Raw genomic sequence first — 12,626 nt, forward strand, 5'->3', positions numbered from 1 at the left:
TGCGATGGTGCGCTGTCAGCCTTCCTCACGCCAGCTTCGCAGGCGGATGGCGGCGTAAATCAGGGCCGCGCCTGCCGCTGCGCCCAGCCAGACGGCTGGCAAGGCCAGGCTGGACCAGGAATTGCTGAACACATCGATGCGCGTCATGTGCGATCCTCCCTCTGCCAGGGCGTGCATGCGTGGCAGCAGTTCCGGTTCGAACAGATACCAGCTGCCGGGAAGAGTGCCCAGCAGGGCGCGTCCGATGACATTCATCTGTATCCAGCTGACATCGCTTTCCGTCTGCGTCAGCTTTCCGGCCCAGACTGTCAGGATGAGCAGCAGCAGCGGCACGCCGACGGCCCACAGGAAGACTTTCGACTTGGCCCAACTCGATACCATCAGCAGCCAGCCCACCGTCGGCAAGGCCCACAGGCAATACACGGGCAGCAAGCCGAACACGCGCAGCGGTCCCAGATACAGGCCGGAAGAGCCGAGCAGTTCGGCAAACACGTGGATGCCGTTGGCCGCCAGTACGCCGCTGAGGATCAGGATCAGGGACAGCGACGTCAGGCTGGCGGCAGCGGCCACGATCAGCGGCGCGACCAGCAGGGCGATGGCCGCTTTCGACAGCACCGTCTGCGCATCCGAGATGGGCAGCGATTTCCAGAACAGCACGCTGCGGTCGCGGCGGTCGTCATGCAGGGCGCTCAGGCAATAGAAGAACACGAGGAAGCCCAGTGCCAGGAACAGCGGCGCGGCCGCATACGTATAGTTATTGGCGACGGCGTCGATGATTTCCGTGCGGCGCGGGCCGAAGGTGCGCGTATTGAAAACGGTGCTCCAGGAAATTTCCTCGCCATTGACGATGAGCGCCGTGTGCATTTTGGTCTTTGCGACGGTCGCGGCCGCCATCAGGGCGCCCAGCACCGTCATGACGACACCGATCAGGGCAGGCGTCCACAGCAGCATGCCCTTGTGTTCCCACAACTCGCGCCGGATCAGCCATTGCATCTTGTTTACAGGGGAAATACTCATTGGTACGATCCTTTCATGGTCGCGACAAACAGGTCAGCCAGGCTGGGCGTGCGTATTTCGCCGAGGGCGGCCAGCTGGGTGCGGGCGACGCCGTCGAACAGCATCACCGACTTGCCGAACACGCTGCGTTCGCTGATCGGCTGCAGGGCGCGCGCCGGATTGACGTGCTGCGGGCCCACCATCACCTCGATGTAGCGCTCGCCCACTTCTTCCATGCTGGACGCCAGTACGATCTTGCCGTCACGAATGAACATCAGGTCGCTGAGGATGTGTTCCACTTCCTCGATCTGGTGCGTGGTGATGACGATGGTCTTGTTTTCATCGAAATAGTCTTCCAGCAAGTTCTGGTAAAACTGCTTGCGGTACAGGATGTCCAGGCCCAGGGTCGGCTCGTCGAGCACCAGCAGTTTGGCATCGATGGCCATCACGAGCGCCAGGTGCAACTGCACCACCATGCCCTTCGACATGGCCTTGACCTTCATCTTCGGCGACAGCTTGGTGTGGGCCAGGTAGCGTTCGGCCTTGCTGCGGTCGAAACGTGGATGCACGCCAGCAACGAAATCGATGGCGTCGGCCACGCGCAGCCAGCCCGGCAGGATGGCCACGTCGGCGATGAAGCACACGTCTTCCATCAGCGCATCGCGCTGCACGCGGGGATCGCGCCCCAGCACCGACAAGTCGCCATCGAAGCCCGTCAGGCCCAGGATGGCTTTCAGGGTGGTGGTCTTGCCGGAACCGTTAGGGCCGATCAAGCCGACGATGCGCCCCGGCGCGATATCGAAGTTGATGCCGTCGATGGCCACCTGCTTGCCATACTGCTTGCGCAGGCCGCGCGCGCTGATGACGCTGTCCTTGTTCAATGCATTCATGCGTTCTCTCCGTGTGCGCCGGCGTCGCGGCTCGCTTGCAGCAGTTGATCGAGGTCCAGGCCCAGGCGGGTGATGTGTTCCAGCAAGGCTGGCCATTCCTCGCGCAGGAAGCGCTCGCGTTCACTGGCCAGCAATTTGTCGCGGGCGCCTTCCAAGACATACATACCGAGTCCTCTGCGTTTTTCCACCAGGGCATCGTCGACCAGTTCCTGGTAGGCGCGCGAAACCGTGATGGGATTCAATTGATAATCGGCCGCCACCTGGCGCACCGAGGGCAAGGCGTCGCCGGACTGCAGCACGCCATCGAGCATCATGCCCACCACCCTGGCCTTGAGCTGGCGGTAGATGGGGCTATTGTCGTTCCATTCCGCGCTCATGGGATGCGCTCCCACAAGGGCGGGACGGCGCGGCGCATAAGAAGTGCTGTAGGCATCGAAGCTCCGTGATGTATTGAGTTGGTGTTGTAGTTAACTATAACAGTGAAAATTCAAATGTCAAGATACTCATGTTTTTCTATCCATAAGGAAACTATAATGTTGCGTGTTTAAAAATCTTACTTGATAACGTTTGGCGCGCATGTCGCCACAACCATGAAAGCAGAAATGATAAATTGCTTTGGAGAAGTACAGAACTTGTTCAGGCGTGCCGGCTGCGGCGCCGCCCTGTTGGCGCTGTTGAGCGCCTGTGGCGGCGGTTCCGGCGGCGGCACGTCCACGCCTCCGACACCCGTGGCGCCGGTCGAAACGCCGCGCTATCTGCTGGGCGGCACGGTCAGCGGCTTGCTGCCTGGCGCCAGCGTCGTGCTGGCGAACGGCACGGAAAAGCTGACCGTCACGGCCAACGGTCCCTTCAGCTTTGCCGGCAAGCTGGCGGCGGGCGCGGCGTATCAAGGCAAGGTCGACAGCGCCTCCGCTGGCCTGGGCTGCAGCATCGCGCAAGGCGCGGCGACCATGGGCAGCGCGGATGTCAGCACCCTGGCCGTGCGTTGCCTGCCCATCGTGCTGGCGGGCGTGCAGGAGCGGATCCAGCGTGTCGATGGCATGGTGCAGGATGGCGCGGGCAATTATTACATCGCCGATGCGTCCGCACACGTGATCCACAAGCTCGCCCCTGACGGTCGTCTCAGTATCCATGCTGGCATACCCGGCAAGTCTGGTGCCGCTGACGGGCCTGCCGCCAGCGCGACTTTTTACTTGGGGGGCAGTCTCGCGCTGCTGGCGATCGATGGCAAGGGGAACTTGTATGTGGCCGATAACTGCAATGGACTGGTGCGAAAAATTACGCCCGACGGGGTGGTCAGTACCTTGGCTGGGCAGCGACGCGCCAATTGCAGCGCGACACAGGCCGGGCCGGACGGCGTACCCGGGTATGTTGATGGGACGGGGGGGCAAGCCCAGTTTGGATTGATCACCAGCATGGCAATGGACCGAAATGGAGATTTGCTGCTCGTCGATGACGGGCCGGCTCAGATTCGCAGAGTGACGCCAGACGGCGTGGTCAGTTCCATCAATAAAATGATTGGCGAGTCGGTGGGCCATATGGCAGTTGATGCCAACGGTGTCATTTACTTGAGTAATGGTAGAGGCAACAAGGTATATCGCCTTGCCAATGGCGTGGCGACCTCGGTCGCGGGAAGTCCAATAACGTCAGGCTATGACGGCAAGGGTACTGATGCCAGTTTCACGCGCGTGCGGGGCATGGTGTTCGAGCGCAGCGGCAATTTGTTGCTGGCCGACCGCGAATCTATCCGCCGCATGACGCCCGATGGTGAAGTGACGACAGTGGTAGGGCGGCACGTGCCTGACGCGACGGGAAAATATGTCGAGTGGAAAAACTTAACGCACATATTGCTCGAAGATTCAGGCAGTATGCTGGTCTATGATTTCACCCTGCAGCGCTTGAGCCGGGTAGATGCCGCGAACAGGATTTCGACTGTGCCTGCCATGCCGGGTGATGCCGGGCAGGTGGACGGCGTGGGCGCTGTGGCCCGCGTGGGTACTCTTAAGGCATCGGCCATGTGCAGCGACCCCAGCGGGAATACTTATCTGCTCGATGCAGCCAACAAGGTGCTGCGCCGGCTGGCGCCAACTGGCAAGCTCGAGGTCTATGCGGGGATTGCCGGTCGCGCCGGCAGCGATGACGGCCCGCGGCTCAGCGCGACCATGCAGAACCCTGCGGCGATCGCTTGCGGCGCGGATGGGGCCGTGTATTTTGCGGACAGGGCGCCGAATTCCTATGCGCTTAATTTGCGCAAGATCACTGGTGATGGGATCATGTCCACCATCGAGCAATTGCCGCATACCAGCGTCAGCGTTCAGCAGTATGCCTTGGCGGTTGACAAGGATGGCTATGTCACGTGGACGGTATCTGGCGGCAATGGGATTCATCGTCGTCCGCCCGGTGGCGTATTTTCCTTGTTTGTGTCCTTTGAGGCGCTCTTGAGTGACATTGCTGATAGTAATCCCGGCTTGCCAAGCATTTTTCCTTACAGCATGGTATTTGATAGCAAGGGGGATATGTATTTTGATGACTACTATCATCAAGTAATATTCAAGGTAAATCGTTCCGGCGCCGTGAGCGTGTTTGCCGGCACCTTGTACTCGACTAAGAATGCCGATGGTGCGCCTGGCGTGGGCAGCCTGTCATTTTCCGGCTTTCCCAGTTTGATCATTGATCAGGCCGACAACCTGTACGTGAGCGGCCAGGATGGCGTACGCAAGATCGATACGGCCGGGGTCATTTCCTCACCGCAAATGGCATGGGGAAATCCCATCGTGGAGGTCCTGGCTTTTGGCAACGGAACCTTGTATGGTTATACCGCCCGCGCCATCATCCAGATGCCGTTGCCTTAAATGGAGCGATGCGCAGACGTGGCTGGCGCATCCCTCAGCCGCGCCTGCAAATCCAGCGCATTGAACAGGGCGGCCCCGGCCGCCGTATTGTCGAAGATGCACCAGCTGTCCACATGCGCTGGTGTATGCAATTCAGCGGCCAGCGCCGTGAGGTAGTCGGCCCGGTAGTCGGAATAATATATTTTCGGGCTGCCGTGCAGGCGCAGGTAGGCCACGCTGGTCGTCGGTATGTGCGGCCCCGGCTGTCCCGCAGGCGGATCGGCGCGCACGCGCGTGATGCGCTGCATCGTTAACAGCTCGGTTGCGCCTGCCTCGAACCAGCTGGGATGGCGCGCTTCACACGCGAGCATGCCGTCGAAGCGCTGGCGCAGGGCAAGGAAAAATGCGGCGGCCACGTCCGCCTCGAAACGCAGGCTGGGCGGCAGCTGCACCAGCACGCAGCCCAGTTTATTCCCCAGTTGCATGACTTCTCCCGCAAAGCGTTCCAGTTCGGCTGCACAGTCGCGCAAGCGCCGCTCGTGCGTGATGCTGCGTGGCAATTTCACGCTGAAGCGGAAATGGGCGGGCACACTGTCGGCCCAGCGCGCGTAAGTGGCGCTCTGGTGCGGGCGGTAGAACGAGCTGTTGATTTCCACGCAGGGCAAGACCTGGGCATAGCGCTGCAGATGGCTGCCATCGAGGGGGAAGTGGCTGGCGGCGGCGCTGGACAGGCTCCAGCCGGCCGTGCCGATGTAAACAGTGTGCATGGCGCCATTACAGCAGGGCCAGGCGGGCGCGGCTATCGGACAAACGCCCGTGCGGCAGTCGGCGCAAGCCTAGTCGATGATGTCGCCGTTCAGGTCGTGGCGCGTGATGTTGCCGCGCGCATCGATGGCGATCCAGCCGCCGCGCGGCTGTTGTGGCGGCGTCACGTCGCATTCCCAGTCGGGCAAGACATAGCGCAAGGTAGCGTCGACTTTATGCAGGGCAGGGCGGTGCGTGTGGCCGTGGATCATGACGGTGCTCGCGTGTTCGGCAAATATTTGCGCGACAGCATCGGGCGTGACATCCATGATGTCCATGGATTTTTCGCCATTGTGCTGGCGGCTGCTCTGACGCAATCCGTCGATGATGGCCTTGCGCTGCGCCAGCGGCATGGACAGGAACTGTTTTTGCCAGGCGGGCTGGCGTACCATGGCGCGAAACTCCATGTAGCTGACGTCTTTCGTGCATTCGGCGTCGCCGTGCAGCAAGACGATGCGCTGGCCGGCAATCGTGGCCACGTGCGGTTCGCTGAGCAGGGTGGCGCCGGCGGCGGCGGCAAAGCCGGAGCCGACGAGAAAGTCGCGGTTGCCGGCGATCCAGTAGACGTGCACGCCCGCATCGCTGACGGCGCGGATGGCGGCCGTCATGCGCGCATTGAACGGGTCTTCCAGGTCATCGTCGCCGGCCCAGTATTCGAACAGGTCGCCTAATAGATACAGCGCCTGCGCATATTGCGCATGATGTTCCAGGAAAGAAAGAAACGCCGCGCTGGTGCGCGGGTGCGAGCTCTGCAGATGCAGGTCGGAAATAAAGAGTGCGGCAGGCATTGTCATCGTTCAACGCTCCCAAAAAGTGAAGTGCATGGAGAGGCGCAAACGCTGCAATGCCTGTTATTCATGGTGCAGTGGCCGAATTAAACTGCTTCGACTTTTTCGATGATGACATCGGTGACTGGCACGTCGGCGAACATGCCGGCGCGCGAGGTTTTCACGGCGCGGATGGCGTCGACGACTTCCTTGCCGTCGGTGACTTTACCGAACACGGCGTAGCCCCAGCCGTCCTGGCCTGGATAGTCGAGGAAGCTGTTGTTCTTGATGTTGATGAAGAACTGGGCCGATGCCGAATGCGGATCCGACGTGCGGGCCATGGCCAGCGTGTAGGTATCGTTTTTCAGGCCGTTCTTGGCTTCGTTTTCCACGGTGGTGTCGGCAGGCTTTTGTTTCATGCCTGGCTCGAAACCGCCGCCCTGGATCATGAAACCGTCGATGACGCGGTGGAAAATCGTGTTGTCGTAGTGACCGGCTTTCATGTAGGCCAGAAAGTTGGCAACCGTTTTCGGCGCTTTCTCGGCGTCCAGTTCAGCGGTGATCTTGCCCAGATTGGTGGTGATGATGACGGAGGTCATGATAATCCTTAATAAATTGGATGAATAATTGATTCAGTGGCGCCAGCCAGGCCGGCGCCGCAAAAACGCTATTTTACAGTTTTGCGGGCACGGACTTGAGTAAAGTCGCCGATTCGATCACCACGGGGGTGACCGGCACGTTCTGGTGCGGGCCCTTGTCGGCTACCGGCACGGCCTTGATCTTGTCGACCACGTCCATGCCGCTGACGACTTTGCCGAACACCGTGTAGCCGAAGCCGTCGCGGCCCGGGTAGTCGAGCGCGCCATTGTCGTTGACGTTGATGAAGAATTGCGCGGTGGCCGAATGCGGGTCGCCCGTGCGCGCCATGGCGATGCTGTAGGTGACGTTTTGCAAGCCGTTTTGCGCTTCATTCTTGATCGGCGCCTTGGTGGCTTTCTGTTTCATGTTCTTGTCGAAGCCGCCGCCCTGTATCATGAAGCCGTCGATGACGCGGTGAAACACGGTGCCCTTGTAATAACCGCTGTGAACGTACTGCAGGAAGTTGGCCACGCTTTTCGGTGCTTTTTCCTGGTCCAGTTCCAGCACGATCTCGCCCATGCTGGTTTTCAGGGCCACGTGCGGCGTTGGGTCGAGAGCGGTCGCCGGAGCGGCTGCCACGACGGCGCTGCCCAGGGTCAGGCCGGCAAACAGGGTGCAAAAGCGGGCCAGGAAAGACAGGCGTTTCGATTTGATTTCTTGCATGAAGGCGTCCTTGATCGTTATTTTTCTTTAAACTTGCGTTGTTGCCAAAAGAAGTGAGTTTCGGTTGAACATCGTAAAAACCTGATTCATATCGGGCCAGTATGGTTTTTATCAATGTTATACTTGACCGCTAACGCCCTAATTCTAACAAACAAGAACAACAATATAGCGGGTCGTACAGTCTCGGCGCACACGGCAGTTCAGTGGCGCGGCACCCCTGGTGTCCGCGCCTGTCTGTCGTTTTGCCAGGCTGGCGGCCGCTCCACTTGCAAAGCACGATGAGCAATCTAAAGATTTACAACACCCTGGCTCGCGAAAAGCAGGTATTCGTCCCGATGGAAGCAGGCAAGGTACGCATGTACGTTTGCGGCATGACCATCTACGATTATTGCCATATCGGCCATGCGCGCATGATGATGGCGTTCGATGTCATCTACCGGTGGCTGAAGGCGTCCGGTTTCGATGTCACCTATGTGCGCAACATTACGGACATCGACGACAAGATCATCCGCCGCGCCGTGGAAAACGGCGAGACGATTTCCCAGCTGACGACGCGTTTCACCCAGTACATGGATGAAGACACGGCCGCGCTGGGCATCCTGACGCCCGACCACACGCCGCGCGCCACCGAATACGTGCCGCAGATGCTGCGCCTGATCGAACAGCTGGAAGCCAAAGATCTGGCTTACCAGGGCGCGGATGGCGACGTCAATTACGCCGTGCGCAACTTCCCCCACTACGGCAAGCTGTCGGGCAAGTCGCTCGACGATCTGCGCGCGGGCGAGCGCGTCGACGTGAACACGGGCAAGCGCGATCCGCTCGACTTCGTGCTGTGGAAGTCGTCGAAAGAGTCCGAGCCGGAAGAAGTGAAATGGGATTCGAAGTGGGGCAAGGGCCGTCCGGGCTGGCATATCGAGTGCTCGGCCATGTCCTGCGCCTTGCTCGGTGAACAGTTCGATATCCATGGCGGCGGCGCGGATTTGCAATTCCCGCACCACGAAAACGAGATCGCCCAATCCGAAGGCGCGTTCGGCCATACCAGCGTGAATTACTGGATACATAACGGTTTCGTGCGCCTGGATAATGAAAAAATGTCCAAGTCGCTCGGCAACTTCTTCACCATCCGCGAAGTGCTGCAAAAGTTCGATGCCGAGGTGATCCGCTTCTTCATCCTGCGCGCGCACTACCGCAGCCCCCTGAATTACTCGGACGTGCATCTCGATGACGCGCGCCTGTCCCTGACCCGCTTGTACACGGCGCTGGCCGACGTGGCGGTGGAAGAGGGCGCCGTCGACTGGAGCGAAGCGCATGCCGTGCGCGTGCGCGAAGCCATGGACGACGATTTCAACACGCCGCTGGCCGTGGCGGCCCTGTTCGACCTGGCAACGGAAGTCAACAAGCACAAAACCCCAGCCCTGGCGCGTCAACTGAAGGGCTTGGCGGGTGTATTCGGCTTGCTCGAACGCACGCCGCAGCAATTCCTGCAGGCAACCGTCGGCGCTGCCGCCGGTGGACAGGACGAGGCGGCCGGCATCGAAGCGGCCATCGCGGCGCGCAGCGCGGCGAAAAAGGCGCGCGACTTTGCCCAGTCCGACAAGATCCGTGCCGAGCTGCTGGCGGCGGGCATCATTCTTGAAGACAAGCCTGACGGCTCGACCAACTGGCGCCGCGCATGATGCCAACGTCCAGGGAAAACGGGGAAGCGCCCAAGGTGACGGAATTGGCGCAAGTGATCCAGGTGCCGCACTACTGGGAAGAGGCGAAGATCGAGCTGATGAAGCGCGACCGCATCATGAAAAAGCTTATCCCGCAATTTGGCGACCTGCACCTGGTCGGCCATAGCGACCCGTTTACCACCCTGGCCCGTTCGCTGGTGGGGCAGCAGATCACGCCCAAGGCAGCGGATGCTGCCTGGAAAAAGCTGTTGCTGGCTTGCCCGAAATGCACGCCTTCGCAAGTGTTGAAGGCGGGCGCCGAGCAACTGTCCGCCTGCGGCTTGTCCAAACGCAAGACCGAATACATCCTCGACCTGGCCGACCATTTCAAGGCCAAACGCGTGCACGCGAGCCAGTGGGACCAGATGGATGACGAAGCCGTCATCGCCGAACTGGTGCAGATCCGCGGCATCGGCCGCTGGACAGCCGAGATGTTTCTGATATTTAATCTGCTCCGGCCGAATGTCTTGCCGCTCGACGACCCCGGTTTGATCCAGGGCATCAGCGTCAATTATTTCTCCGGCGAACCAGTTTCCCGCAGCGATGCGCGCGAGGTTTCCGCCAATTGGGAACCGTGGCGCACCGTGGCGACGTGGTATTTGTGGCGCAGTCTCGACCCTGCAGCCGCCCCTGCCGCATCCGATGCAGCCCCCGGCGCACCAGCCGGTACGGTAAAATAAACATAGATGACGCCGCGCGCCCTGGCGCCGTGGCCTGTAAAACCTGGAGGTACAATGACTAAAACGACTTTCCTCAATTTTGAACAGCCGATCGCGGAACTCGATTCCAAGATCGAAGAGTTGCGCTTCGTGCAAGACGATTCGGCCGTCGACATCTCGGAAGAGATCGACCGCCTGGCCAAGAAGAGCCAGCAGCTGACCAAAGATATCTACGCCAAGCTGACGCCTTGGCAAGTGGCGCAGATCGCGCGCCACCCGCAGCGCCCCTACACCATGGATTACGTGAATGAAATCTTTACTGATTTCCACGAATTGCATGGCGACCGCAGCTACGCGGACGATCTGTCCGTCGTCGGCGGCCTGGCTCGCTTCAACGGCCAGCCGTGCATGGTCATCGGCCACCAGAAGGGCCGCGACACGAAAGAGCGCGCCATGCGCAATTTCGGCATGCCGAAACCGGAAGGCTACCGCAAGGCCATGCGCCTGATGAAAGTGGCTGAAAAGTTCAACTTGCCCATCTTCACCTTCGTCGACACGCCGGGCGCCTTCCCCGGCATCGACGCGGAAGAGCGCGGCCAGTCGGAAGCCATCGGCCACAACCTGTACGTGATGGCCGAACTCAAAGTGCCGCTGATCGCCACCATCATCGGTGAAGGCGGTTCCGGCGGTGCGCTGGCCATCGCCGTGGGCGATGCCGTGCTGATGCTGCAATACTCGACCTATGCCGTGATCTCGCCGGAAGGCTGTGCCTCGATCCTGTGGAAGAGCGCCGAGCGCGCCTCCGACGCGGCCGAAGCGCTGGGCCTGACGGCGCACCGCCTGAAAGCCATGGGCCTGATCGACAAGATCATCAACGAACCGCTGGGCGGCGCCCACCGCGATCCGAAACAGATGGCCACCTTGCTGAAACGCGCACTGGCCGACACCCTGCGCCAGTTCCAGGGCATGAAAACCAAGGACCTGCTGGCCGCGCGCCATGAAAAACTGCTGAGCTACGGCAAGTTCAAGGAAACCACGCCGAGCGAGTAATCCATCGCCGGTCGGCGTAGGTCGGCTTAGCGCAGCGTAAGCCGACAAGACGTAAGCCGACAAGATAGTAAAACACCAGGGACAGTCCGCTAAACGACACCATCCGTTTAGCCGCCTGTCCCTCTTTGCATTCCCGGAGTCCACATTGAAAAAGCAACAAACCGCCACCGTCGCCGATATCTTTGCCAGCGCGCTGGAAACCTGCGGACCGCAAGCCGGCGAGACGGTCGGCATCGCCCTGAGCGGCGGTCTCGATTCCTCGGCCCTGCTGCATCTGGCGCATGCCTGGGCGCAAGAGCATGGCGTGGCATTGCACGCGTTTCACGTGCACCATGGCCTGAGCCCGAATGCGGATGCCTGGCTGGCCCATTGCGGGCAATTGTGCGCCGGCATGGGCATCGCTTTCGAAGCGCGCAAGGTCACCTTGGAAAAGAATGCGAAAACGGGCACGGAAGAGGCGGCCCGCAAGCGCCGGTATGCGGCCCTGGGCCAGTTGTGCGCCACGCACGGCGTGCGCCTGCTGCTGACGGCCCACCATCAGGATGACCAGGCGGAAACGGTGCTGCTGCAATTGCTGCGCGGCTCCGGCACGGCGGGCCTGTCCGGCATGGATGGCGCCAACAGCGCGCCCGAGCTGCTGGGCAACCCGGACCTGGTGATGGCGCGCCCGCTGTTGCCCGTGTCGCGCAGGCAGCTCGAGGCCTATGTGGCGAAACATGCGATCGCGCACATCCACGACGAGTCGAACGACGACCCCCGTTTTGCCCGCAATGCCTTGCGGCACCAGGTGATGCCCGTGCTGGCGCAGGCATTTCCCGGCTTCCAGGAGCGTTTTGCGCGCAGCGCCCAGCACGCGCAATCGGCGCAGCGCCTGTTGACGGAACTGGCGACCCAGGATTTGGCAGCTTGCCTCGATGGTGATTGCATCGAACTGGCGAAATTGCGCGCGCTGAGTGCGGACCGCTGCTACAACCTGCTGCGCCACTGGTTCGGCACGCGCGGCTTGCGCATGCCGTCGACGGCGTGGCTGGCGGAAATGCTGGCGCAACTGCTGGAAGCGCGGCCCGATGCGCAATTGCTGGTCACGCATCCCGAATGCCATGTGCGGCGCCACCGCGACCGTTTATACCTGACGCCGAAGCTCGATGACCTGGCCGGCATGCGCGAGCGTGACGATGCGGGCATTCCCGGCCTGGAAAAAGCCAGCCAGGAGTTCGCATGGAAAGGCGAGGCCAGCCTGGCCTTTCCCGCGTATGGCGGCGTGCTGCATTTCGATGCGGTGGAAGAGGGCGGCCAGGGCATCGATATTGCCTGGCTGCAAGCACAGACCTTGACCATCGATTTCCGCCAGGGCGGCGAGCGCCTGAAACTGGCCTTGAACCGTCCCACGAAGAGCTTGAAATACCATTACCAGGCGTTTGACGTGCCGGCCTGGGAGCGCGAACGCCTGCCCCTTGTCTGTGCGGCGCAACAATTGCTGTACGCGGCAGGCATTGGCCTCGACTGCCATTGCCTGAGCCTGCTGGATCGTCCCCGCGTCGCCTTGCGCTGGCTCTCCTGCTGAGCGTAAGGACAGCAGCCACGGCCACTCCCGGGGTAGCCGCCAAGCGGC

At 61.1% G+C, this 12,626-nt stretch carries 12 protein-coding genes; 5 read left to right on the plus strand and 7 right to left on the minus strand.

Annotated features, from left to right (window positions below; genetic code table 11):
- Positions 1-15 precede the first annotated feature (15 nt).
- From BLT98_RS18550 to BLT98_RS18560, 3 genes are read right to left on the minus strand one after another with little or no spacing between them, the layout of a single operon-like run.
- On the minus strand, positions 16-1,017 hold the full coding sequence (locus tag BLT98_RS18550) for a hypothetical protein (RefSeq protein ID WP_092610279.1): 1,002 nt from the start codon (positions 1,015-1,017) through the stop codon (positions 16-18).
- Positions 1,014-1,886: an ABC transporter ATP-binding protein gene (locus tag BLT98_RS18555; RefSeq protein ID WP_092610282.1), complete on the minus strand. Its 873-nt coding sequence runs from the start codon at positions 1,884-1,886 to the stop codon at positions 1,014-1,016. Before BLT98_RS18555 ends, BLT98_RS18550 begins: the two co-directional genes overlap by 4 nt.
- Positions 1,883-2,263, minus strand: a complete 381-nt coding sequence (locus tag BLT98_RS18560) for a GntR family transcriptional regulator (protein ID WP_034784016.1) — start codon at positions 2,261-2,263, stop codon at positions 1,883-1,885. Before BLT98_RS18560 ends, BLT98_RS18555 begins: the two co-directional genes overlap by 4 nt.
- 213 nt (positions 2,264-2,476) lie before the next feature.
- On the opposite strand from BLT98_RS18560, the gene BLT98_RS18565 reads away from it, so the two are divergent.
- Complete coding sequence (locus BLT98_RS18565) at positions 2,477-4,738, plus strand: NHL repeat-containing protein (RefSeq protein ID WP_139179320.1); 2,262 nt, start codon at positions 2,477-2,479, stop codon at positions 4,736-4,738.
- Here the strand turns inward: BLT98_RS18565 and BLT98_RS18570 are convergent.
- The 4 genes from BLT98_RS18570 to BLT98_RS18585 all read right to left on the minus strand — a co-directional run bounded on the left by BLT98_RS18570 (position 4,735) and on the right by BLT98_RS18585 (position 7,590).
- Positions 4,735-5,484 carry a DUF72 domain-containing protein gene (locus BLT98_RS18570; RefSeq protein ID WP_092610288.1) on the minus strand — a complete coding sequence of 250 codons (750 nt, stop codon included), beginning with the start codon at positions 5,482-5,484 and terminating at the stop codon, positions 4,735-4,737. The two genes, BLT98_RS18565 and BLT98_RS18570, sit on opposite strands and share 4 nt — an antisense overlap.
- Positions 5,485-5,553: 69 nt before the next feature.
- Positions 5,554-6,309, minus strand: a complete 756-nt coding sequence (locus BLT98_RS18575) for a UDP-2,3-diacylglucosamine diphosphatase (RefSeq protein ID WP_092610291.1) — start codon at positions 6,307-6,309, stop codon at positions 5,554-5,556.
- An 86-nt stretch (positions 6,310-6,395) separates the two neighbouring features.
- Complete coding sequence (locus BLT98_RS18580) at positions 6,396-6,887, minus strand: peptidylprolyl isomerase (protein ID WP_092610294.1); 492 nt, start codon at positions 6,885-6,887, stop codon at positions 6,396-6,398.
- A 73-nt stretch (positions 6,888-6,960) separates the two neighbouring features.
- The gene (locus BLT98_RS18585; RefSeq protein ID WP_170846423.1) at positions 6,961-7,590 is read right to left on the minus strand and encodes a peptidylprolyl isomerase; all 630 of its coding nucleotides are present in this window, start codon (positions 7,588-7,590) and stop codon (positions 6,961-6,963) included.
- A gap of 278 nt (positions 7,591-7,868) precedes the next feature.
- On the opposite strand from BLT98_RS18585, the gene cysS reads away from it, so the two are divergent.
- From cysS to tilS, 4 genes are all read left to right on the plus strand, one after another.
- Positions 7,869-9,266: a cysteine--tRNA ligase gene (gene cysS, locus BLT98_RS18590; RefSeq protein ID WP_092610298.1), complete on the plus strand. Its 1,398-nt coding sequence runs from the start codon at positions 7,869-7,871 to the stop codon at positions 9,264-9,266.
- Positions 9,266-9,985: a DNA-3-methyladenine glycosylase family protein gene (locus BLT98_RS18595; protein ID WP_225317449.1), complete on the plus strand. Its 720-nt coding sequence runs from the start codon at positions 9,266-9,268 to the stop codon at positions 9,983-9,985. Before cysS ends, BLT98_RS18595 begins: the two co-directional genes overlap by 1 nt.
- Before the next feature lie 54 nt (positions 9,986-10,039).
- Positions 10,040-11,014, plus strand: coding sequence for an acetyl-CoA carboxylase carboxyltransferase subunit alpha (locus tag BLT98_RS18600; protein ID WP_034784047.1), 975 nt, complete (start codon positions 10,040-10,042; stop codon positions 11,012-11,014).
- 145 nt (positions 11,015-11,159) lie between these two features.
- A complete protein-coding gene (gene tilS, locus BLT98_RS18605; RefSeq protein ID WP_092610301.1) occupies positions 11,160-12,578 on the plus strand; it encodes a tRNA lysidine(34) synthetase TilS in 1,419 nt (472 codons plus the stop codon).
- The last annotated feature ends 48 nt before the right edge of the window (positions 12,579-12,626 follow it).

It is taken from the genome of Janthinobacterium sp. YR213, assembly GCF_900099875.1.
Taxonomy (GTDB): Bacteria; Pseudomonadota; Gammaproteobacteria; order Burkholderiales; family Burkholderiaceae_D; genus Janthinobacterium; species Janthinobacterium lividum.

Excerpts from the sequence above, each read along its gene's own strand:
- BLT98_RS18550 (WP_092610279.1), bottom strand. The coding sequence starts at position 1,017 with ATGAGTATTTCCCCTGTAAACAAGATGCAATGGCTGATCCGGCGCGAG.
- BLT98_RS18555 (WP_092610282.1), bottom strand. The coding sequence starts at position 1,886 with ATGAATGCATTGAACAAGGACAGCGTCATCAGCGCGCGCGGCCTGCGC.
- BLT98_RS18580 (WP_092610294.1), bottom strand. The coding sequence starts at position 6,887 with ATGACCTCCGTCATCATCACCACCAATCTGGGCAAGATCACCGCTGAA.
- BLT98_RS18600 (WP_034784047.1), top strand. The coding sequence starts at position 10,040 with ATGACTAAAACGACTTTCCTCAATTTTGAACAGCCGATCGCGGAACTC.
- BLT98_RS18585 (WP_170846423.1), bottom strand. The coding sequence starts at position 7,590 with ATGCAAGAAATCAAATCGAAACGCCTGTCTTTCCTGGCCCGCTTTTGC.
- cysS (WP_092610298.1), top strand. The coding sequence starts at position 7,869 with ATGAGCAATCTAAAGATTTACAACACCCTGGCTCGCGAAAAGCAGGTA.
- BLT98_RS18565 (WP_139179320.1), top strand. The coding sequence starts at position 2,477 with ATGAAAGCAGAAATGATAAATTGCTTTGGAGAAGTACAGAACTTGTTC.
- BLT98_RS18595 (WP_225317449.1), top strand. The coding sequence starts at position 9,266 with ATGCCAACGTCCAGGGAAAACGGGGAAGCGCCCAAGGTGACGGAATTG.
- BLT98_RS18560 (WP_034784016.1), bottom strand. The coding sequence starts at position 2,263 with ATGAGCGCGGAATGGAACGACAATAGCCCCATCTACCGCCAGCTCAAG.
- BLT98_RS18570 (WP_092610288.1), bottom strand. The coding sequence starts at position 5,484 with ATGCACACTGTTTACATCGGCACGGCCGGCTGGAGCCTGTCCAGCGCC.
- BLT98_RS18575 (WP_092610291.1), bottom strand. The coding sequence starts at position 6,309 with ATGCCTGCCGCACTCTTTATTTCCGACCTGCATCTGCAGAGCTCGCAC.